Genomic DNA, 19,664 nt, shown 5'->3' with positions numbered 1-19,664 from the left:
GCTGAAGTTCAGGCCGCGACTTGCCGTGGCTCGGCGACGCGATCCTGGATCAGCCGGTGTAGATATTCGAGCTTTTCGACGACAGCGTTCGACAGCACGAAGGGGTAGGAATCCGGCTGGCCCATGCTGCGCTGGATGGCATTGATCGCCACTGATAGCGGCACCCAGGCGCTGACCAGTTGCTCGGCGCTCGCCGCCCGATAAGGGTTGAAATCCACCTCGGACGCCATTTCCTCATGACCGCGCGGATCGATCGCGATGCCGAAGCCGCGCGCCGTCTCCAGCGTATCGACGATGTGCAGATAATGCGCGAAACACTCGGCAAAATCCTCCCAGGGATGGGCCGCCGCATAAGCGCTGATGAAGCTCTGCTGCCAGCCGAGAGGCGCGCCGTTCTGGTAATGGTTCTGCAGCGCCTGGCCATAATCCTGGCGCTCATCGCCGAAAACGGCGCGGAAGCCGTCGAAGGCATCGCGGTCGCGGACCAGGCGGTTCCAGACGAAGTGTCCGATCTCGTGGCGGAAATGGCCGAGAAGCGTTCTATAGGGTTCGTTCATCGAGGCGCGGGCTAGTTCGCGGGTGATGTCGTCGGCCTCGGCGGCGCGGATGGCGATGACGCCTTCGTCGTGGCCCGTCATGGCCGGGATGATGTTGCCGTCGACCTGCACTTCATCCTCGAGGAAATCGAATACCAAGCCGCCTTGCGGATCCTCGATACGGTCAGGCGGCGGCAGGCGCCAGCGCAGCAGCGAATAGAAGAGATGGCGCTGCGCCTGGCTGATGCGGCGCCAGCGATCGATCCCCTCCTGCGTATGGGTGTTCGGCACCAGGCGATTGTAGCGGCAGGCCATGCAGAACGGATTTTCGTCATCCGCATTGACCAGCCAGTTGCAGATGTCGAGACCGGCATTGGCGCAGAAGCGCACCCCGCGCTGAGGGTCCGACGTCAACTGCCACAGCGTCTCGTCGCGCGGCTCGAGCGCTCGCATCGAGAGATCGTCAGCTAAGAAGCCGAGGCGATGGTTGCAGCGGACGCATTGCCGGTTGTCGAAGTGCACGACCTGATCGCAGTTATCGCAGGCGAAAAGCCGCATGGAACGCCCCATAGCGTGGTGTTGATACAAAACGACCCGCAGCGCGGATGCGCGACGGGCCATTGCGGGGATGCTTTCGATCACATGCGATCGACGACATCCTTAATCTTGCCTTTGGCATCGCCCTTGGCGGTCTGGGCCTTGCCCTTGGCTTCCTGGACGGCGCCCTTGGCGCGGGTCGAATTGTCGCCGGTCGCCTTGCCGACAGCCTGCTTCGCCTTGCCGGCGATTTCGTTGGCCTTGCCGGAAATCTTGTCGCTGGTGCTACCCATCTGATGTCTCCTTTTGGAACGGGCCTCGTGCCCGGTGCGAAAAGAGAACGTGGTTCGCAGCTATTCGTTCCGCGAATTTTTTCAGCTTCAGGCGTGGCCGGCTTCGGTGGAGAGCATGGCCGCCGAAATGCCCATGCCGGCCAGTGCACGCTCGTATTTGTCGTCGAGATTGGGATCGAAAATGAGGGCGTCGTTGGCCGGGCAATTCAGCCAGCCATTGCTCGCGATCTCCGCCTCAAGCTGGCCGGCGCCCCAGCCGGCATAGCCGAGCAGCATGGTGGCGCGCTTCGGCCCCTCGCCCTTGGCAATGGCGCGGATGATGTCGAGCGTCGCCGTCATGCAGATATCATCGCTAACAGGAATGCTTGAATCGCAGAGATAATCATCGGAATGCAAGACGAAGCCGCGGCCGCTTTCGACCGGCCCGCCGGTCTGGATCGACAGGTCGCCAGATGGCGGCGGCATGAGGATCGCCTCGTCACTCTTGATCATGTCGAGATGCATCAGCACGTCGGTGAACGAAAGCTCCTGAGAGCGATTGATGATGAAACCCATGGCGCCGGCATCGGAATGGGCGCAGATGTAAATCACCGTGCGGGCGAAATTGCTGTCCGATACGCCGGGCATGGCGATCAGGAACTGGCCGTCGAAGAAGCCGCGTTCACGTCTGTTTTTCAGGGTCGACAGGGACATAATACCTCCTGATGCCAGACCGCTCGAGGCGCCGACAAGAGAAACATGGGCCAATGTCCTGTTTCAATCAACTGAAAATGAAAATTAAATCGGATGCGGCTGCTGGCGAAGGGCAGCGGATTTGAATAACCATTGCCGCATGACCTTTGCCCCATACACACGACGCCTCGTCCTGATCCTCGCCACGGCCGCTGGCCTCTCCCTGCCGACCCTGTCCTCGGTGAACGCCGGGACCAGCGCCTGGGTCGACAATGCCGGCGGGCGGATGCGGCTGGTGGCGCTTTCACCCGATGAACACGGCAAGATCCGCGCCGGGCTGCAGATCGAACCGAACGCCGGATGGATCACCTATTGGCGCGAACCGGGCAATAGCGGCATCCCCCCGCAGATCACGATCGCACCCGAGACGGGGGTGACGCTCGACAAGATCGGCTACCCCATTCCAAAGCACATCAAGGACGACAGGCTCGACGACATCGGCTACGACGCGCCGGTGACGCTGCCGCTGACCCTGTCGGCAAAGCGCGACGCAACGGAGATCAGAGCCCAGGCTTTCATCGGCATCTGCAAGGATATCTGCGTGCCCTTCCAGGCCGACTTCACGCTCGCGCTTTCGTCCGCGGGGCAATCGCAGCCGGAGGAAAAGGCCATTCTTGACACGGCCGACGCGCGGCTGCCGGAGGCGCCCTCCTCGAAGTTCAAGGTAACCAAGCACACGCTGTCGGCCGACCAGAAGGAGCTGACGCTCAATATCACGCTCCCCGACATCGGCGACACGACGCCCGACGTGGTCATTGCCGGCCCGAGCGGCTATGTGTTCACCAAGCAGCTGATGAGCAAGCGCGATGGCGCTTCGCTGACGACGACAGTTGCGATCGGCAAGCTGCCCAAGAATTACGACATATCGGGCAAAAGCTGGAGCGCGCTTGTGATCGATGGGGCGCGCGCAATCGAAAGCCCGCTTGCTTTCAAATAGGCCGATCCTATCATTCACACCTGCCCTTGATCCCAACGTCTGCGCCCCACGGCGCCTGCCAAACAACAACCAGGAGATAGTCATGACCATTGCAATCGGCGAGACACTGCCTTCGGCGACCTTCAAGGAAAAGACGGCTGACGGTCCGGTCGAGACCACGACCGACGCATTGTTCAAGGGCAAGCGCGTGGTGCTCTTCGCCGTCCCCGGCGCCTTCACGCCGACCTGCTCGCTCAACCACCTGCCCGGCTATCTCGAAAACCGCGACACCATTCTCGGCAAGGGCGTCGACGACATTGCGGTCATCGCCGTCAACGACTGGCACGTCATGGGCGCCTGGGCGCAATCCTCGGGCGGCATGGGCAAGATCCATTTCCTCCCCGACTGGGACGCCTCCTTCACCAAGGCCATCGGCCTCGACGCCGACCTCTCCGGCGGCGGCCTCGGCGTGCGCTCCAAGCGGTACTCGATGCTGGTCGAGGACGGCGTCGTGAAGTCGCTCAACGTCGAGGACAATCCGGGTCAGGCGACGGTTTCGAGCGCCGCGACGATGATCGAGCAGCTTTGAAGATTTGCCTGCTCGGCAAGTATCACCGTCGAGCGTGAAAACGGACGCAAGCGGCCGAGGACGGCCGCTTGCGTTTTTGCATCGGCCGTATCGCAAGCGATTGCAGCCGCTCCGATCCCAAGCCGTCAGAACACCTCTATATCCGGGGGTGTCGGCGGAGCCGGTGGAGCTGGTGGAGCGGGCGGGGTTGGAGGCGTCGGCGCCACCGGAGCCGCGGCCGCCGGTGCGCTTGTCGGCCGGGGATCAGGCCCCGAAATCGCCGTCCTGCGATAGACCGACGAAGAGCCCCAATGGTCGCCATCCGCATTGCTGCGAGCCGTGTCGCTGCCGCACCGCTCACGATGCCGCTGCTGCCAATCATGGGGCATTTTGGACATGGTGCGAGGCGTGTTTTCACACACGCTAGACGTATACTCATCCGTTGCCACGCAACCACTTGCGATGATCACGAAAGGTATGACGCAGAACGAAAAACACATCTTCATGATTTTTCCTTTCGGGTTTTCGTACCTCGTTTTAGGAAAAATCCACAACCTAGACGTTGTTCCTGCGATTTTTTTCTAAGATTAATGCACGCCCTGATTTTCTTTCCCATGACTAATATTTAGTTTCCCGACCTGTGGTGGCCTCCCAATTCCGGGCAACCGCTTCATCCGTTGGTCATCATCGGGAACACTTTCAAGACGATTATCGGAACCATTCGGCACCACGGAGCAACGCCCCACGCGCAATCGTCACATTTTTGCCGCAATTGTTACAACATAACATAACCGTTACGTTATTACATTTGAGGCCACGATGAAGCATACCGGTCTGATCGGAGCATCCGCCATCCACCGGGTGATTGCGGTCGTCATCCTGGCCGCCCTGCTCTGGACCGCCATAGCATGGGCGGTCGTGCTGCCATGAGCGAAGAGCTGATCCGGCTTTCCAATCTCACCGTCGCCTATAACCGGCATCCGGCCGTGCACCATGTCTCCGGCGCGATTACGGCCGGCAGCCTGACTGCGATTGCCGGGCCGAATGGGGCGGGGAAGTCGACGCTGTTGAAGGCGATCATGGGCGAGCTCAGGCCGAGCGAAGGGCGCGTCGAGCATCGGCTGCAGCGCACCGATTTCGGCTACCTGCCGCAGGCGGCGGATATCAACAGGCGGTTTCCGATTTCGGTGCTCGATACCGTGCTGCTTGGCGCATGGCGGCAGGCCGGGGCGTTCTCACGTGTGTCGGGTGCGGAGATGGTGAAAGCACGCGAGGCGATTTCGGCGGTCGGGCTGGAGGGCTTCGAGCGGCGGCAGATCGGGTCGTTGTCGTCGGGCCAATTGCAGCGCGTGCTGTTCGCGCGGCTGTTGTTGCAGGACGCCAAGGTGATCCTGCTCGACGAGCCGTTTACCGCGATCGATGCCCGCACCACCCGCGACCTGATCGAGATGATCCGGCGATGGCATGGCGACGGGCGCACCATCTTGGCGGTGCTGCACGACTTCGAGCAGATCCGTGCGCATTTCCCGCAGACGCTGCTTCTCGCCCGCGAGATGATCGATTGGGGGCCGACGGCGACCGCGATGTCGGCCGAGAACCTGTTGAAGGCGCGGGCGATGGCCGAGCGCTGGGATGAGGACGCAGACGCCTGCGCGCCCGCCGCATGACCATCTACGATCTGTTCTTCGCGCCCTTCGTCGATTACGGCTTCATGCGTCGGGCGCTGGTCGCGTGCCTGTGCCTCGGGCTCGGCTCCGGGCCGATCGGCGTGTTCTTGATGCTGCGGCGCATGAGCCTGATGGGCGATGCGATGAGCCATGCGATCCTGCCAGGGGCGGCGATCGGCTATCTCGTCGCCGGATCGCTGTCGCTGACGGCGATGGGGATCGGTGGACTGGTGGCGGGGCTCGCGGTGGCGCTTTTATCAGGTGCGGTCAGCCGGGTGACGGTGCTGCAGGAGGATGCGAGCTTTGCCAGCTTCTATCTGGCGTCGCTGGCGCTCGGCGTGCTGATCGTCTCGCTGAGGGGCTCGAATATCGACCTGCTGCATGTGCTGTTCGGCACCATCCTCGCTATCGATCCCCCGGCGCTTTACCAGATCGGCGCGATCACGACGCTGACGCTGATCGTGCTCGCCGCGATCTACCGGCCGCTGATCGCCGAATGCTTCGACCCGAGTTTCTTGAGGGCGATCGGCGGGCGTGGTCCGGTCTACCACTTCCTGTTCCTGCTGCTCGTCGTGCTCAACCTCGTCGCCAGCTTCCAGGCGCTCGGCACGCTGATGGCGGTGGGGCTGATGATGCTTCCGGCCGCGATCGCGCAGCTCTGGTCACGCAGCCTGCCGTCGATGATGCTGGTGGCGGCGGCGAGTGCCGCGGCATCCGGCTATTTCGGGCTGATCGCCTCCTACCATTTCGAGCTCGCCTCCGGGCCGACGATCATCATGACGGCGGCGGCGATCTACGGCTTTTCCATCTTCTTCGCACCGTCGGGCCTTGCCCGGCGTCTTTTCCCCCGCGCCCATCTCAAGGGCTAACCAAAGGATCCTTCTATGCCCCATAGAAGATTGCTTCTTGCCGCCTCGCTTCCCGCGCTGATGGCCGTCTCGGCCATGCCGGCTTCGGCCGAAACGCTTCATGTCGTGGCCTCCTTCACCGTGCTGGCAGATGTCGTCAGCCAAGTCGGCGGCGACCATGTCGAGGTGAAGAGCCTTGTCGGGCCGAACGGCGACCCCCACGAATTCGAGCCCTCGCCCACCGACGCCAAGAACCTGAAGGCCGCGAAGGTCACCTTCGTCAGCGGCGAAGGGCTGGAAGGCTGGATGGATCGGCTGATTGCGGCATCGGGCTACAAGGGCACGCCGGTGACCGTTTCCGAGGGCGTGAAGACGCGCACCATGGAAGAGGACGGCAAGACCGTGACCGATCCGCATGTGTGGAACAGCCCGGTCAGTGTCAAGGTCTGGGTCGCCAACATCGAGAAGGCGCTGTCATCGGCCGATCCTGCCGATGCGGCGGCGTTCAAGGCCAATGCCGAGGCCTATTCGAAGAAACTCGACGAGATGGATGCCTATGCCAAGGCGAAGTTCAAGGATATCCCCGAGGACCATCGCAAGGTGCTGACCAGCCACGACGCCTTCGGCTATTTCGGCCGGGAGTATCATGTGAGCTTCCTGGCGCCGCTCGGCGTTTCGACCGAAAGCGAGGCGTCGGCGGCTGAAGTTGCCAAGCTGATCGAGCAGATCAAGGCCGAGCACGTGAAGACCTATTTCTTCGAGAACTCCAACGATCCGCGCCTCGTCAAGCAGATCGCCAAGGCAACGGGGGCAGAGCCTGGCGGCGAGCTCTATGTGGAATCGCTGTCGGATGCCAAGGGCCCGGCATCCACCTACGAGAAGATGTTCCGCTACAATGTCGACCAGATCTCCGCCGCGATGCGCAAGGGCAGCTGACGATAGCAACCGAGACTTTCGACCTGCGGGATCAGACCTGCAGGTCGAAGACGATCAGGCCGCCGAGGCCGCCATCCAGCGATGAGACGATGCGCTCGCCGACGGCGACATGCTCGGGATGGACGAGATAGGCGTCGCGCGCCTCCGGGCTTTCGAAGGTGACGGCAAAGCCATCGACGAAGCCGGCATGCAGGCCCTCGGGCGAGACGTTCGGGCCGTATTTGATATCCAGAATACCCGGAATGACCTGCTTCAGCGCGACGATAGATTCAAACAGGGACTGCTTCTCTTCGCCCGTGATGGCCGATTTCAGCCGCATCAGCACTGAGTGCAGGATCATATGGTCGCCTCCCGACATGTTGTTATCGCTAGAGCATAGTGGGAATGCGGCCGTGGGCAAGATGCAAAGATTAGCCCTCCCCGATGCGCGCGCTCCTCTCCTCACTTCTTCGTCAGCGACCGTTTCCGGCGGATAAACCGTCGTAAACGGGACGACGTGGGCGACATTCTCCTCTAAGCTGCGACGATAACCGCGAGGGAGAGGAGCCCGCGCGGACCGCAGCATTTTCAACGGAGGAGATGAAAATGAGCAAGAACCGTGGCGTCGTCTACATGCGGCCCGGCGTTGTCGAAATCCATGACATCGATGATCCGAAGCTCGAGGCACCCGATGGGCGGCGCATCGAGCATGGCGTGATCCTGAAGGTGATCTCGACCAATATCTGCGGATCGGACCAGCATATGGTGCGCGGCCGCACCACGGCGATGCCGGGGCTGGTTCTCGGCCATGAAATCACCGGCCAGATCATCGAAAAGGGCATCGACGTCGAGATGCTCGAGGTCGGCGACATCGTCTCCGTGCCGTTCAACGTCGCCTGCGGCCGCTGCCGCTGCTGCAAGTCGCAGGACACCGGCGTCTGCCTCACCGTCAACCCGTCGCGCGCCGGCGGCGCCTATGGCTATGTCGACATGGGCGGCTGGATCGGCGGCCAGGCCCGCTACGTCACTATCCCCTATGCCGACTTCAACCTCCTGAAAATTCCGGATCGCGACCGGGCGATGGAGAAGATCCGCGATCTCACCATGCTCTCAGACATCCTTCCGACCGGCTTCCATGGCGCGGTGCGCGCCGGCGTCGGCGTCGGCTCGACCGTCTATGTCGCAGGCGCCGGCCCGGTCGGGCTTGCGGCTGCCGCTTCCGCCCGCATCCTCGGTGCCGCTGTGGTGATGATCGGCGACTTCAACAAGGATCGCCTGGCGCATGCCGCCAAAGTCGGCTTCGAGCCGATCGATCTTTCCAAGAGCGACCGTCTCGGCGACATGATCGCGCAGGTGACCGGGAGTAACGAAGTGGACAGCGCGATCGACGCCGTCGGCTTCGAAGCGCGCGGCCATTCGGGCGGTGAGCAGCCGGCGATCGTCTTGAACCAGATGATGGACATCACCCGCGCCGCCGGCTCGATCGGCATTCCCGGCCTCTACGTGACCGAGGACCCCGGCGCCGTCGACAGCGCCGCCAAATCAGGCAACCTGTCGCTGCGCTTCGGCCTTGGCTGGGCCAAGGCCCAATCCTTCCACACCGGCCAGACGCCGGTGCTGAAGTATAACCGGCAGCTGATGCAGGCGATCCTGCACGACCGCCTGCCGATCGCCGATATCGTCAACGCCAAGGTGATCCCGCTCGAAGAGGCCGTTCAGGGCTATGAGAGCTTCGACCACGGGGCCGCGACGAAATTCGTGCTCGACCCGCATGGGGATGTGGCGAAGGCGGCTTGAGGGATATGGGGTGGCCAGCGTTTTAGCGTGTGGCCCCCTCACCCTACCCTCTCCCCGCTGGGGAGAGGAGAAGATGGCACAGAGGGTGCCGCTTTTCCCTTCTCCCCCGCGGGGAGAAGGTGGCCCGAAGGGTCGGATGAGGGGGCCGCGGGCGCTGACGTTAGCCATCTTTTACACCACACACATGCCTCTACCCCGGCAGGTTTCACCCCCGGCTGATACGGCATCTGATCGGACGGGGCGCCAAAAGCTGCCTCGTAAATAGTTTAGTTTTATTGACACCTTCCGGCGCCCCGTTCGGCGGTCTGCAATCGTGTCCTGGTTCCTTTACCGGGTGATCGGCATCTTTTCAGAGATATGCTCGCGGGGTTGTTCTTATTCTTGAGGCTTTCGCTCCCCGGGCATCCCGAAGGGCCGTCTTGATCGACGCCGGGTGGGCCTCCACGGACCTGTCGCCCGCAGCACCCCGGCGCCGTTCCGCAAAACCCTTCCGGACTTCACGGTCGGCCAGTCGCCGTCCCTTATGTGCATAGGCGCGTGGTATCGGCGAACCGACCTATGCACCCGCACACCAGCTCTTCACTGGCGGGACCATTCCGCGACGCCCCTCGTTTCACCCTGCGTCAGGGGCTTCCCGAAAGCGCCGGTCCCGCCTCGCCGGTAACGCAACCGGTGTATCCGAAGACGGGACGGGGTGAGTTTGGCGCAGGCGGTGAGCGCGGGGAAAATGTGTGGTGTAAGCGGTTGATATTGCGGGGTGTGGAGGGTGAGAAGCGCCGCTAAAGGCGTCGCGTGATCGGCGTTGATGACCGCACTCGGCCCATTGCGGACTTTCGAAGGTCTGTGCAATGTGCAGGGCATTATCGATATTACGTTGCCACCATCCGTTGCGGCTCTTTGTAAAAGTTGCGAAACTATCTGTGAGAAGGAATGCTGCGGCATCAGCGCATTCAGCTTTTCTCCGTTCAACGTAATCTACCATCTTACCAAGGTGGACGCATGCATCATGGATAGCGATGTTGCCGAAATCCGTTCTGGACTAGCTGAACTCCTAACGAATCTTCGGGGGGCGGTTCGCCGCGTCGAAAAGGTGGTTATATCGGAGTTCAACGCGATCATGACTGCAGAGCAGATGATTGCTCTGGTTGGTGAGATTGATTCCGCCCTCTCGGAAGGCTGTGCCATCTATGCCAGTCAAGAGGATCGTGTCGACGAGAGATATCAGAATTTCCTACGGATCATCGAAACACCTAAGTGACCGCTTCTCGCGCGAAGCGATCAAACTCTTTCGACATCGGCCCAGTCCACTGATCGTCGGTTCTAACGTGTGGCCCCCTCACCCTACCCTCTCCCCGAGGGGAGAGGGGGAGCAAGAGGCGCGCGCCACGAGTCCCTTCTCCCGATGTAGCCGGACGCGAAAATTTGCATTTTTGACAGCGGGTTTTGCAGCTGTGCAGTTTTAGAACCCGGCCGCCAGCCCCCATCTCAAAGCCTCTTCGAAGAAGCTTCAAATTCAACGGCCGGGCTTTCACGGTGGCGTCCTGATCCGCCGCTACTGGCCCGGCCTTGGCGGATGCTCAAGCCCCGCCGGTGATGATCAACTCCCTGGCCTTCGTCTGTGTGTTGGACGATATGGTGTAGTTCAGCTCCGCCTCGTCGAAGGTGAAGCGTGAAAAGATTGAGCGGATGTCCGGCACGTCGTTGATCGACAGGATGAAGCGCCCCTTCAGCTTCGCCAGGCGCTCCGCCATTAGGCCGAATTGCTCCCGCCCAAACAACGCCTTGCCGTAGTCGCCCTCGCTGCCGAAGTAAGGCGGGTCGAGGTAGAACAGCGTGCCCGGCCGGTCATAGCGATCGATGAAATCCGACCAATCCAGGTTCTCGATGATGACGCCGGCCAGGCGCTCATGGACGTCCTCGAGGAGCGGCGCCAGGCGGGTGAGATTGAACCGAGCGGAGCCCTCGCGCTGGACGCCGAAGTTCTGCCCGGAGACCTTTCCGCCGAACGACAGCTTCTGAAGATAGATGAAGCGCGCGGCCCGCTCTAGATCGGTCAGCGTGGCGGGATCACAGGCCTTCAGACGATCGAATTCGCGCCGGCTGGTGATCTGGAATTTGAGGGTATCCATGAACTGCGGATAGTGCCGCTGAAGGATGCGAAATAGGTTCACGACGTCCCCATTTCGATCATTCACGACCTCGCCTCGCGGCACCCGCACCCGGCGGAAAAAGACACCGCCCATGCCAACGAATGGCTCGGCATAGAGAGTGTGGTTTGTCGCCTGGATCATCGCGACCAAACGCGCGGCAAGCGCGCGTTTACCTCCGATCCAAGCCGCCGGCGGCTGTGTGTTGGGGACATCCCGCCACGCATCAAAATTCACCATTTCAAATATCTCACGACTCAGTCAGGCATCTCCCGCGCCTCTCTTTGGGCGCCGAGTGCGACGGTTGTGCAATCAGGCTGTCGGATGGGTTCGGTCGGCAAACTTGATCCCATCCTCGGGCGAATTAACGCCCGGCATTCGCTACTCAGTCCCGGTGGTCTCCTTGCTGGTTTTTCGGTTGCCGAGTTCGATCGACATCAGCCAGCCGCCGCCCTCGTCGAAGGTGAAGCTGTGATGGATTGATGCAGCCACAAGGTCGGCCGCGTCGCGACTTCTGCCGTAGCCCGAAAGCTTCACTCGGGCGCCGGCCATCGCGTCGATATCGCCCTCGGCTTCGACGCTTCCCGTGACGCTATTTCGCGCGTGTTCCGCGCCCTGCGCTTTGGCCGAATGCTCCGCCTCGGACTTGCTTCGCGCCGGGTGCATAGACAGGTATCGTGAGGACGTTCCAATCGACGCGGCCTCGGCCAGTTTCTGGATGCCCTCGTCGGGATCGAAGTAGCTGTTGCCGACCTCGGCGTAGCGCGTCTTTCCCTCGGTAGAGATTTCGAAGCCGGTGCCCTCGACAAAGGGCGCCAAGATCGTCGGCATGGTCTTTCCACTTGCCGTCATGCCTGACGATCTAGCCGGCACCAGCATCTTTCCGCCGGCGTATTTCAACGTCCCGCCAAACTCCTCGGCCAACTCGTTCGCGAAGCCAGTTAGCGACTGGTTATAGCGAAGCCTGTATGGGATCTTGATCGAGGCAATCGATGCGTCAACAACTGCAGTCTTGCCGGCACGGGCCGCGAGTTTGTCGAGGATTTCTCCCACCGTCGTGTCTTCGAAGTGCTCACTATCGGCCGCCTTGTCGGCGTCGATATAGTCGCTTGAGCGGGCCGTGATGGTCATCATGTAGCCGCTCTCGGCATCGCCTCCGAGGCTGTCAGACTGGTAGGTGAACAGCCCGGCATCCCGCATGTCGCCATCCGCCCAGCCATAAAGGAAACGGTACTTGGTGCCCTCTGCTGGACTGTCCGGAAATGGTGGCTTGACGGCGAAGGTGAAGCTGACCTCGTCCGCTTCGCCGCCATCGTTGTCGGTATATTCGGCCGACACGAAAGCACCTGCCCAACCGGGCACGAGGTCCGCACCGCTCTGGCCAATGACCTGGACGAAGGGCTTGCGCATGTCCTACTCCCAGGCGAGGGTTCGCGCGGCTTTGGGCGCGATGGAAAAGGCCGATGGGATCACGATGATGGTACCGCCCGGCACGAAGCCAGAGGCCGCCGCATCGCCCAAGTCTGGATTGGCACTCAACAAGGCTTCGACCGCGCCAGAGAGTTCGGTCTGCAGCGTTTTCTTTGCGATGCGGTCCAGGCGCTCGCCGCCGAATGCCACGGTGTAAGTCGTCAACCGAGTAACCCTCCAAGGCTGAACACGTCGCTGCCATTGGTGATGCCCGCCGGCATCATCAAGATGCCAATCGTGACATCGACCTGGCGACCAACACCGTCGAACGGGTGCAGGCGCTCCTCGTCAGCCTCCAGCGATTGGATGACGCAAAGACCGGAGACCAAGCCGAGGTAGTTGCCCTTCAGCCGGACAAGCGGAACAACAGCCTGGCTTTGGTGAATGGCAGTCAGAAGCGCGTAAGCGTCCAGGCCGCCCATGACATGCGGAAAGGTTTTGGCCTCTATCGAGAGGCTGCGCTCACCAAGGCCGGTCGCCTGATAGTGCAGCCCGCGCGGTGTTGCGTGGGACGGAAAGCGAGCTTCACTGGAGAACGCCAGGCGCTGCGGATTGAGACCGCCGACCGTGTAAAGGATCGCGCCACCGATCGAGATAAGCGCGTCCACGGGCTTGAACACGCTCATGCGAGTTTCCCTCCGGTGTCAGACAGTGAACGGGCGGTCGCCATACGGATTGAGCGGTTCTGCTCTCTCTGCGCGCGCATCGCGGCAAGCCTCGCATTGCCGCCTGGGAAGTAGTTGGCGACCTTCACGCTACTGCTCGGCATCATCAGTGACGAATGCTCATCCTTGGGCAGCGCCTGCGGGCGAGCGGCTGGGGTCGGTGGAATGAAATTCGGCGCGATCGTCGGTGTCGCGGTGAAATTGAGGCTGTCGCGGATTGCCGCAGCCTTATCGCGGGCAATGCCGACCGCCTTGTCGCCTTCGGCGCTCAAGGTGCTATTGTACCCCTCCATCGAGCTTTGCGCCGCGCCGGACATATCCTTCCCGAGGTTCTGTTCAACACCGCCGCCAACGCCCTGGACGCTCGATGCGGCCTTCAGCTCTCCTCGAAGGCGATCGATTTCTTGCGTGATTGTCTGGCGCTGCGCAGCGAATAGATCGACATCGAATTTCGATTGCGGGATGTTGGAGAGCTGCTTTTCCCTGTCGCCGATCTGCGAACGGATATCGTTGAGGTCGACCCCCTTCAACCTTTGGCGCTCCTCCCTGGAGTATTCCTGGGCGCCGTAATCGCGGTTCAAATAGTTTCGAACCACGAACTCCTTCAAAGGCGACGATAGCTTGTCCCAAGTACGGCCGGCTTTGTCCCCGGTGTCTGATAGCGCGGCGCCACGACGGTCGGCCCGCTCCTGCGAGGTGTCCTGCAGAAAGTCATAGTCACTATCGACCGTGCCCCGGCTGTCGTCCTTAATCTGCTTCAGGAAGCTGTTATAGGTGTCGCGATTGTTGATCAGCGGCGACAGAGCTTGCTTGGCCTGCATGTCTCCGAAAAGTTCGCCGATGACGAACTCGTTGCCCTTCGAGATCTGCATGACCTTATCGACGACGTCCATCATGTAGGGCGTGCCGTTCTTGATCGACTTCTTCTTCAGCCTTTCGAGATCGACGCCCTTTTCCTTGAAATTCTTGACGGTGTCCGGCGACGAAAGCTTAGCGATAATGTTTTCGAGGTTGGTCGCGGCCGTGTCCTGGCTTCCGGCGCCCATGCGGACAACCTGGGCCGCCGCGATCAGCTCCGCCCATCCATCCAAACCGCTGCGGCCGGTGCCGCCGTACATGGTTGCGAGCGCGGGAAAGTTCTTCGCCATGGCATCGACTTCGAAGCTTCCGAGCTTCGCGCCTTTGGCCATCATGTCGAGGGCGGCCGGAACCTCCTCATTCTTAACGCCAAGGGCCTGCTGCGACGCAATGACGGCTGCGGCCATCGTCGAGCCGGTACTGTCACCGGCCTTGACGGATTTCAGCGTGGGGTCGAGGATGGCCTCCTGCTGATCAAGACCGAAGCCGGCCGCAGCGAAGGTCTTGCGCGCCTCGTTGACCTGAGGCTGCTCAATACCGTACCGCACTGAAAGCTTGCTATTCGATTTACCAATGCGTTCGATCGCCTCGGGCGTCCGCATCTCCGCCGTGACGGCGACGGACGCAACGTCGCGATCCAGCTTGCGAGCCTGGTCGCTGAGACGCTCCATTCCGCGCACAATGCTGTCGACGGACGCAAACGCCAAGAGAGCACCGAAGGCGTTGCCCGCGCTGCTGGTGAGCTTGCCCATCGTTGTGTTGAGGGCGCCTGCCGGCTTCTGAAGGCGCTCCATCTTGGCGGGATCGACACCGCGCATCCGACGTGCATCTCTCTCCAAGTTGCGGACATCGCGCTGGGCCGTCTTCGCCGCCGTGCCGAGAGCCTTCATCTCTCGCTCGGCCGCGTTGGTATTCACATTGTTAAGTTTGCGCGCCTCTCGATCGAGATTGCGCACGGCTTTCTCGCTGCGACCGGCTTCGCGCCGGACATCGCCGAGTTCCTTGCCGAGCTTGTTGGATCCGCCTGCTCGGCCGAGCGCATCGGCCGCCTGCTTTACCTTCTTGAGATCGCGCTCCGCTCGAGGGGCTTCCTTCGAGAGATCGTTCTTCAGCCGCAGTCGAAGCGCGACGTTGATATCGCTCATGAGCTGGCCCCGGCAAATATCATACCGAACAGCCCGAAGGTTTCAGCATGCACCTGCTTCGCCTCATCGTGCCAAAGTAGAAGCTCATCCCAGAACATGTCTGTCTCCACTGGTTTGTGCAGGTAGGCACTGATGCGGGCGGAATAGCTCCGCCATTGGTTCAAGTCTCCGACGAGGCGTCGTCCTTGAACCTGCGGGGCAAAAAATCGTAGGCCGCCCCTGTCACCGTGATGCCATCGTCATCGTCCAGGCCGCGTATGGCGTCGGCTGGCAAGCCCGTCATCTCGGCGTAGATTTCGATGAGCGGCAGCGTCTGGCCGGCCGTGCGGTGCAGGAGGTCCTGCACCTCGCCGAGCGTCAAGCGGCGCACGGTGACGCTGGTGAGCAAGCTGCCATCCGGCATGACGTAGGAGTGCTCCAGGGGAACTTCCGTCCGCGAGATGTTGCCGAAGTAGCGAACCGGAACCGACGGCACCGCCACAACGCCGGTCTCCGCGGCAGGCGCTTCATCCTTCGAGCCGCCGGTGTTGTCCAGGTCGGCCCACATCTCCCTCGGCGGCAGCGGAATGCTTTCCTGCTTTACCTCGAGCGGATTATTGATGGACATGGGCGTCTCGATTTTCGCCCTGATTGGCTGGTCGTTCATGGTTCCCCTCACTCAAAGAGATGACCGGCCGCCCATTACGACGGCCGGCCTTCGCCTCGCGCGCCTCTCGCTGGCGCGCTCCTGGTATTCATCAGGCCGCGATCAGCCTGTTGTGCTCGGCCGTGTAGTTGACCCCGTCGATAATCAGAATGTTGTTCTGAACGTCGAACTTGTGGATCGTCTTGCCGTTGAAGATGTCGTGGTAGAGGACGATCGACGAGAAGCGCAGACGGGTAGCGCCCGAAGCCTTGAGCCCCTTTACGCCCGGCGGCGTGTATTCGTTGAGCAGCCCCTTCAGAAAGACAACGCGGCCGTTCAACTTTGGAGCGCCGGCGGTTTCGACGCTGCCATCCGAGCTGGCCGGGAAGACATCGAGCAAGCTCTCGTAATAGGTCACCGTCGTCCAGTCGCCAGGCTCGCGGCCGAAGCGGGTGCGCAGATCTTCGTGCGCACCGTTGACAGTCATCTCGGCCGAGAGCGCCTGGATCTCGCCGGGCAGCTCCATCGCGAAGTAACCGCCGCCGAGAACAAACGACTGCATGTCGCGGCTCAAGGCCGGCAAGGTGGTTTCATCAACGCGAAGGCGCTGATTGATCTCGCCGCAGTACCAGTTCGAACCGTGAATGATGCGGTCCATGATTGTCTCCTTATGCCGTCACGCGGACGTTGTTGAGGCCGAGCTGCGAAAGGGAGGCCGCGATCGCCGCCTGGAGAACGTCGAACGCCTCGGGCTGCGGTTCGCTGTAAACCTGTAGGTCGACCAGGTCGGGGGTTTCGGCAAAGCGCATCTTCACGCGCAGCGCACCGGCTTCGAGGATGGATGCAGGGTTCATCGACGAAGACCAGAGCAGCTCGTAATCGATGATCGCCCCGAGCGTCTTCAGGTCGCCGAGGAACTGATCGAGCGAACGGTAGATCAGCGACACCATGTGCGGCGTCATGTCTTCGGAGACGTACTGGCGGAGCGGCCGAAGAACAGCCTTCTCGACAGCGCGACGCGTGCGGATGCGCTTAATCGAGCGCCAGCTCGAAACGGTCGGATCGCTGGCCGTGGTGAAAGGGGCCCAGAGCAGGTTGCCTTCGATGATGGTGCCGACGCCGGCCTGGTTGAGGATGTTGGCGTCGGAGCTGATCTCGCCATCGGTGTAGCCGACGGGAACCGAAGGCGCGAGGACGCCCTGCAGCGGCCGGTTCCAGAACGCCTTGTAAGGGCCGCCCGTCTGCTTGTCGCGACGGATCATGGCACCGGCGACATTTGGGGAGAGCGGCCGGGTGACGTTCCCGCTACCAAGGTTCATGATGCCCATCGGATAGCAGGCGACGACGTTCAGCGCCGTGGCAAAGTCCTCGGCATACGCGATCGCCGCTTCGCGCGTGTTGCTGGGCGTGTCGGCGAACACCATGCAGTCGATGATCTTGCCGGCAACGGTGGACATGGCGGCGACGACAGCGTTCTTGGCGTTGCCGACGCGCTGCGAGGTGTAACCAGGCGCGATGAGAGCGCCAGGTTCCAGGCCGAGCTCCGCCTTGGCATTGAGGAAGGCGTAGACGCCAGTCTTAGTGCCCGCCGAGCCGACGATGGAGTTCAGCTCTGCCTCCAGCTTTGCCGTCGGGTCCGTGAGAACCGAGTGCTGCGCGCGGTAAAAGGCGATATCGGTAACGATGCCCTCGGCCGCGATCTGATTGACAGTATCGAGCGCGAGGCCGGCGCCCAACTTGGCGACCTGGACAGGATCGTCGGTGGAAAGCCGCGTCAGTTCGCCGATCGGAAAAGCGGCATCGTCGGCGGCCGGCGCGGGAAGCGCAACGCCGAGAACGGTGCTGTCGCGGGTGTCGATTTTGGCAACGGTGGAGGTGAGGTCGGAGAAGACGCGAACGCCGACGAAATCGGTAGTGCCAGCCATTACATGGGATCTCCTAAAGGGCGAGAATTCAGCTGCTTTTGTCTGCAGCTGAACCTACCTTCGGTCCCTGGGCTGGAGGGGCTGACACCTGTCAGCCACCTTCAAATCGCGTTTGAGGCCTCATAAAAGGCACAGAAATTAAGCGTTGGCAACCACGGTCGGCGAGAGGGACATTGCGTAGTCCCACGCCTCATTGATCTGGTCGTCAGTCTTGCCGAAGAAGGCAGCGATGAGGGCCAACCAAGCGTCGTCCCGGTAGAACATGTTTGCCGAAGTCCAGTAGATAGATGCGCGTGTGCGGTCCGGTTCATCGAGCTGCGCAATCGCGGCATCGACCATGTCCGGAGTAACGTTGAGGGTCAGCATCCCGAGCTTGAAATCGACGGGGAGAAGCGGCCCGTACGGTGACGTCGTATTTACATATGGAGGAATGACATTCCCTTCCTCCTCCCAGTCAGCGACCGTTTGGCGGTGTCGATTTCTCATGTCGTCCGGGACAAAGATCACTTGGCCATCAAGCTCGATTTTGATGGTGGACCTCTGCTCATCGGTGAAACCAAAAACGTTCATATCCTACAACTCCGCTTCGCCATATATTTCCCATGAAATCGAGGCTTCGCCGTTAGCCCCGTCTTTTGTCGAAGAAACCTGATAACCAAACTCATTGGCAGCAAAACTGGGCACGCTTGTATTGACGTTTGAAGTGAAAATTAGCCCGATGCCTGGGGTCACTCGTTTCTGCACAATCCATGGATGGCCCAGGTACCAGTTGTTCCCTGCATTTTTCACCTGTTGTCCGGTGAAGCGGAACGTCTTCTCGTAGTACCGTTGGCAGAACGATAAATCCTGTTGAATGGACCTTGGTGAAAAGGGGTCCGCCTCTTGGGTGGCGTCGCCGGCCACGACGGAAACGCGGGAAATCTTGATATCAAATGTGCCCGTCAGAGGCATATTGAAGATCAACTCCAGACAATCGTTCACGTTGGTGCCAACGGTTTTGTTTTTCACATCGGCGAGCGAGAAGGTCACAGAAAACTTCTGCGGGACTGTGGTAAGGGCCAACGTGGTGACAGCCGTGGCTACCGATGGGCTTGGGCTTCCGCCTGTACCAAAGTTCTGCCGGAGCCATACACCTAGATTTGCCGCAGCGGCGGCCCACGCCTCGAAGGTGACGGTAACCGTTTGGCCAGCAAGCGTGCGAACATTCTCCATAGGCGAAATCAGGTTGCGTGTCGTCGCAACAGCGGCAACGGTCTGCTGCCAACGAAGGTAACGCCAGGTTTGCGGATTTATGGCTTCGTTCGAAGCACCGACCGCCGACACCGTGAAGGTACCTGCCACGTCATAAAGCACCTTCCAGCCATCAGCCGTGTATGCCCCGTTGCCGGGGTTTGCAAAGTTGAACCCGCGCTGCCAAATATCGAAGCCACCGTTACGCAGCTTGTTGCGATATGGAGACGTTGCTCCGCCGTTAATGCTGGAAAGATTGAGAAGCTTCTTCCCTGCCATGTCGATGTCGCCGGTCATCGAGCCGCCGGCTTTAGGGAGCCGCGCGGATAGGTCTGCGAGTACGTGCACCGCGAAATCGGGGTCGCCGCCGAAGGCTGCGACGATCGTGTTCGTGATCAACGTGGAAAGACCGACGATGTCACCGGTCTGGTGCTGATGCGCGCCGATCGCAGCGGCTGCCGACGACGGGCGCCACTGTCCATCCGCACCCCTGACAAGCAGGTAATTGACCGCAGCGGCGGCGGCTCCATCGACATCCGTGAGGTCGTCTAAACTGAACGTCTTGTCTGCGTTCATTTTAGCGGCCAGCGCATCGACGAGACCGATGATATCGGCCTGGGCATGGCCGTGCTGAGAAGCCGCCTTCTGGTCGACAAGCTGCTTCAACGCGAAGATGATGGCGTCGAGCTGAGCCAGCGTCTGCTGAAGCCGATAGAACTCTTCATCCACGTCGTTAGCGGGATCTGGAAGTTCTAGGCCATAGTTCTGCGTGGTCGTCATTATGATGCCC

The 19,664-nt window shown here is 61.2% G+C and carries 21 protein-coding genes; 7 read left to right on the top strand and 14 right to left on the bottom strand.

The genetic code is table 11. The features are described from left to right. Positions 1 to 8: 8 nt before the first annotated feature. The 3 genes from QTL96_RS20265 to QTL96_RS20255 all read right to left on the bottom strand — a co-directional run bounded on the left by QTL96_RS20265 (position 9) and on the right by QTL96_RS20255 (position 2,059). Positions 9 to 1,094: a putative zinc-binding metallopeptidase gene (locus tag QTL96_RS20265; RefSeq protein WP_289728930.1), complete on the bottom strand. Its 1,086-nt coding sequence runs from the start codon at positions 1,092 to 1,094 to the stop codon at positions 9 to 11. 80 nt (positions 1,095 to 1,174) lie between these two features. Next, positions 1,175 to 1,366 (bottom strand): CsbD family protein, encoded by a 192-nt coding sequence (locus QTL96_RS20260; protein ID WP_289728929.1) that lies wholly within the window; start codon positions 1,364 to 1,366, stop codon positions 1,175 to 1,177. An 87-nt stretch (positions 1,367 to 1,453) separates the two neighbouring features. Next, the gene (locus tag QTL96_RS20255) at positions 1,454 to 2,059 is read right to left on the bottom strand and encodes a YqgE/AlgH family protein (RefSeq protein ID WP_289728928.1); all 606 of its coding nucleotides are present in this window, start codon (positions 2,057 to 2,059) and stop codon (positions 1,454 to 1,456) included. A gap of 139 nt (positions 2,060 to 2,198) precedes the next feature. On the opposite strand from QTL96_RS20255, the gene QTL96_RS20250 reads away from it, so the two are divergent. The 5 genes from QTL96_RS20250 to QTL96_RS20230 all read left to right on the top strand — a co-directional run bounded on the left by QTL96_RS20250 (position 2,199) and on the right by QTL96_RS20230 (position 7,033). Further along, entirely contained in the window at positions 2,199 to 3,035 is an 837-nt protein-coding gene (locus tag QTL96_RS20250; RefSeq protein WP_289728927.1) for a protein-disulfide reductase DsbD domain-containing protein, read from the top strand. 82 nt (positions 3,036 to 3,117) lie between these two features. Continuing rightward, positions 3,118 to 3,603 carry a peroxiredoxin gene (locus QTL96_RS20245; protein WP_289728926.1) on the top strand — a complete coding sequence of 162 codons (486 nt, stop codon included), beginning with the start codon at positions 3,118 to 3,120 and terminating at the stop codon, positions 3,601 to 3,603. 905 nt (positions 3,604 to 4,508) lie between these two features. Further along, complete coding sequence (locus QTL96_RS20240; protein WP_289729152.1) at positions 4,509 to 5,249, top strand: ABC transporter ATP-binding protein; 741 nt, start codon at positions 4,509 to 4,511, stop codon at positions 5,247 to 5,249. After that, the gene (locus QTL96_RS20235) at positions 5,246 to 6,118 is read left to right on the top strand and encodes a metal ABC transporter permease (protein WP_112945783.1); all 873 of its coding nucleotides are present in this window, start codon (positions 5,246 to 5,248) and stop codon (positions 6,116 to 6,118) included. The genes QTL96_RS20240 and QTL96_RS20235 overlap by 4 nt, the downstream gene beginning before the upstream one ends. Positions 6,119 to 6,133: 15 nt before the next feature. Continuing rightward, positions 6,134 to 7,033: a zinc ABC transporter substrate-binding protein gene (locus QTL96_RS20230; protein WP_289728925.1), complete on the top strand. Its 900-nt coding sequence runs from the start codon at positions 6,134 to 6,136 to the stop codon at positions 7,031 to 7,033. A gap of 31 nt (positions 7,034 to 7,064) precedes the next feature. On the opposite strand, the gene QTL96_RS20225 is transcribed toward QTL96_RS20230, so the two are convergent. After that, positions 7,065 to 7,373: a Dabb family protein gene (locus QTL96_RS20225; protein ID WP_113008693.1), complete on the bottom strand. Its 309-nt coding sequence runs from the start codon at positions 7,371 to 7,373 to the stop codon at positions 7,065 to 7,067. 245 nt (positions 7,374 to 7,618) lie between these two features. Here QTL96_RS20225 and fdhA point away from each other — a divergent pair, with 245 nt between their 5' ends. Further along, entirely contained in the window at positions 7,619 to 8,809 is a 1,191-nt protein-coding gene (gene fdhA, locus QTL96_RS20220) for a formaldehyde dehydrogenase, glutathione-independent (RefSeq protein ID WP_283195180.1), read from the top strand. An 805-nt stretch (positions 8,810 to 9,614) separates the two neighbouring features. Continuing rightward, entirely contained in the window at positions 9,615 to 10,067 is a 453-nt protein-coding gene (locus QTL96_RS20215; protein ID WP_289728924.1) for a DUF6331 family protein, read from the top strand. Positions 10,068 to 10,386: 319 nt separating this feature from the next. Here the strand turns inward: QTL96_RS20215 and QTL96_RS20210 are convergent, their stop codons facing one another. The 10 genes from QTL96_RS20210 to QTL96_RS20165 form a co-directional block, all read right to left on the bottom strand. Continuing rightward, positions 10,387 to 11,196 (bottom strand): DNA adenine methylase, encoded by an 810-nt coding sequence (locus tag QTL96_RS20210; RefSeq protein WP_289728923.1) that lies wholly within the window; start codon positions 11,194 to 11,196, stop codon positions 10,387 to 10,389. A gap of 141 nt (positions 11,197 to 11,337) precedes the next feature. Further along, a complete protein-coding gene (locus tag QTL96_RS20205) occupies positions 11,338 to 12,366 on the bottom strand; it encodes a contractile injection system protein, VgrG/Pvc8 family (protein ID WP_289728922.1) in 1,029 nt (342 codons plus the stop codon). Positions 12,367 to 12,369: 3 nt separating this feature from the next. Beyond that, positions 12,370 to 12,591, bottom strand: a complete 222-nt coding sequence (locus QTL96_RS20200; RefSeq protein ID WP_289728921.1) for a tail protein X — start codon at positions 12,589 to 12,591, stop codon at positions 12,370 to 12,372. Beyond that, the gene (locus tag QTL96_RS20195) at positions 12,588 to 13,052 is read right to left on the bottom strand and encodes a phage tail protein (protein ID WP_289728920.1); all 465 of its coding nucleotides are present in this window, start codon (positions 13,050 to 13,052) and stop codon (positions 12,588 to 12,590) included. The genes QTL96_RS20200 and QTL96_RS20195 overlap by 4 nt, the downstream gene beginning before the upstream one ends. After that, positions 13,049 to 15,094, bottom strand: coding sequence for a phage tail tape measure protein (locus tag QTL96_RS20190; protein ID WP_289728919.1), 2,046 nt, complete (start codon positions 15,092 to 15,094; stop codon positions 13,049 to 13,051). Before QTL96_RS20190 ends, QTL96_RS20195 begins: the two co-directional genes overlap by 4 nt. 160 nt (positions 15,095 to 15,254) lie before the next feature. Beyond that, complete coding sequence (locus tag QTL96_RS20185) at positions 15,255 to 15,740, bottom strand: hypothetical protein (protein ID WP_289728918.1); 486 nt, start codon at positions 15,738 to 15,740, stop codon at positions 15,255 to 15,257. Positions 15,741 to 15,831: 91 nt separating this feature from the next. Then, positions 15,832 to 16,377, bottom strand: coding sequence for a phage major tail tube protein (locus QTL96_RS20180; protein WP_289728917.1), 546 nt, complete (start codon positions 16,375 to 16,377; stop codon positions 15,832 to 15,834). 10 nt (positions 16,378 to 16,387) lie between these two features. After that, a complete protein-coding gene (locus QTL96_RS20175; RefSeq protein ID WP_289728916.1) occupies positions 16,388 to 17,644 on the bottom strand; it encodes a phage tail sheath family protein in 1,257 nt (418 codons plus the stop codon). A 138-nt stretch (positions 17,645 to 17,782) separates the two neighbouring features. Further along, positions 17,783 to 18,214 (bottom strand): hypothetical protein, encoded by a 432-nt coding sequence (locus QTL96_RS20170; protein ID WP_289728915.1) that lies wholly within the window; start codon positions 18,212 to 18,214, stop codon positions 17,783 to 17,785. A gap of 3 nt (positions 18,215 to 18,217) precedes the next feature. Further along, a complete protein-coding gene (locus QTL96_RS20165) occupies positions 18,218 to 19,654 on the bottom strand; it encodes a hypothetical protein (RefSeq protein WP_289728914.1) in 1,437 nt (478 codons plus the stop codon). Positions 19,655 to 19,664 lie beyond the last annotated feature (10 nt).

The sequence above is a fragment of the Rhizobium sp. S163 genome (assembly GCF_030380805.1).
Lineage (GTDB): Bacteria > Pseudomonadota > Alphaproteobacteria > Rhizobiales > Rhizobiaceae > Rhizobium.
This window is presented reverse-complemented; position numbering and strand designations above follow the sequence as displayed.

Bases quoted from the DNA above. Each gene is read 5' to 3' on its own strand.
- QTL96_RS20265 (WP_289728930.1), bottom strand. From the start codon at position 1,094: ATGCGGCTTTTCGCCTGCGATAACTGCGATCAGGTCGTGCACTTCGAC.
- QTL96_RS20260 (WP_289728929.1), bottom strand. From the start codon at position 1,366: ATGGGTAGCACCAGCGACAAGATTTCCGGCAAGGCCAACGAAATCGCC.
- QTL96_RS20255 (WP_289728928.1), bottom strand. From the start codon at position 2,059: ATGTCCCTGTCGACCCTGAAAAACAGACGTGAACGCGGCTTCTTCGAC.
- QTL96_RS20250 (WP_289728927.1), top strand. From the start codon at position 2,199: ATGACCTTTGCCCCATACACACGACGCCTCGTCCTGATCCTCGCCACG.
- QTL96_RS20245 (WP_289728926.1), top strand. From the start codon at position 3,118: ATGACCATTGCAATCGGCGAGACACTGCCTTCGGCGACCTTCAAGGAA.
- QTL96_RS20240 (WP_289729152.1), top strand. From the start codon at position 4,509: ATGAGCGAAGAGCTGATCCGGCTTTCCAATCTCACCGTCGCCTATAAC.
- QTL96_RS20235 (WP_112945783.1), top strand. From the start codon at position 5,246: ATGACCATCTACGATCTGTTCTTCGCGCCCTTCGTCGATTACGGCTTC.
- QTL96_RS20230 (WP_289728925.1), top strand. From the start codon at position 6,134: ATGCCCCATAGAAGATTGCTTCTTGCCGCCTCGCTTCCCGCGCTGATG.
- QTL96_RS20225 (WP_113008693.1), bottom strand. From the start codon at position 7,373: ATGATCCTGCACTCAGTGCTGATGCGGCTGAAATCGGCCATCACGGGC.
- fdhA (WP_283195180.1), top strand. From the start codon at position 7,619: ATGAGCAAGAACCGTGGCGTCGTCTACATGCGGCCCGGCGTTGTCGAA.
- QTL96_RS20215 (WP_289728924.1), top strand. From the start codon at position 9,615: ATGACCGCACTCGGCCCATTGCGGACTTTCGAAGGTCTGTGCAATGTG.
- QTL96_RS20210 (WP_289728923.1), bottom strand. From the start codon at position 11,196: ATGGTGAATTTTGATGCGTGGCGGGATGTCCCCAACACACAGCCGCCG.
- QTL96_RS20205 (WP_289728922.1), bottom strand. From the start codon at position 12,366: ATGCGCAAGCCCTTCGTCCAGGTCATTGGCCAGAGCGGTGCGGACCTC.
- QTL96_RS20195 (WP_289728920.1), bottom strand. From the start codon at position 13,052: ATGAGCGTGTTCAAGCCCGTGGACGCGCTTATCTCGATCGGTGGCGCG.
- QTL96_RS20190 (WP_289728919.1), bottom strand. From the start codon at position 15,094: ATGAGCGATATCAACGTCGCGCTTCGACTGCGGCTGAAGAACGATCTC.
- QTL96_RS20185 (WP_289728918.1), bottom strand. From the start codon at position 15,740: ATGAACGACCAGCCAATCAGGGCGAAAATCGAGACGCCCATGTCCATC.
- QTL96_RS20180 (WP_289728917.1), bottom strand. From the start codon at position 16,377: ATGGACCGCATCATTCACGGTTCGAACTGGTACTGCGGCGAGATCAAT.
- QTL96_RS20175 (WP_289728916.1), bottom strand. From the start codon at position 17,644: ATGGCTGGCACTACCGATTTCGTCGGCGTTCGCGTCTTCTCCGACCTC.
- QTL96_RS20170 (WP_289728915.1), bottom strand. From the start codon at position 18,214: ATGAACGTTTTTGGTTTCACCGATGAGCAGAGGTCCACCATCAAAATC.
- QTL96_RS20165 (WP_289728914.1), bottom strand. From the start codon at position 19,654: ATGACGACCACGCAGAACTATGGCCTAGAACTTCCAGATCCCGCTAAC.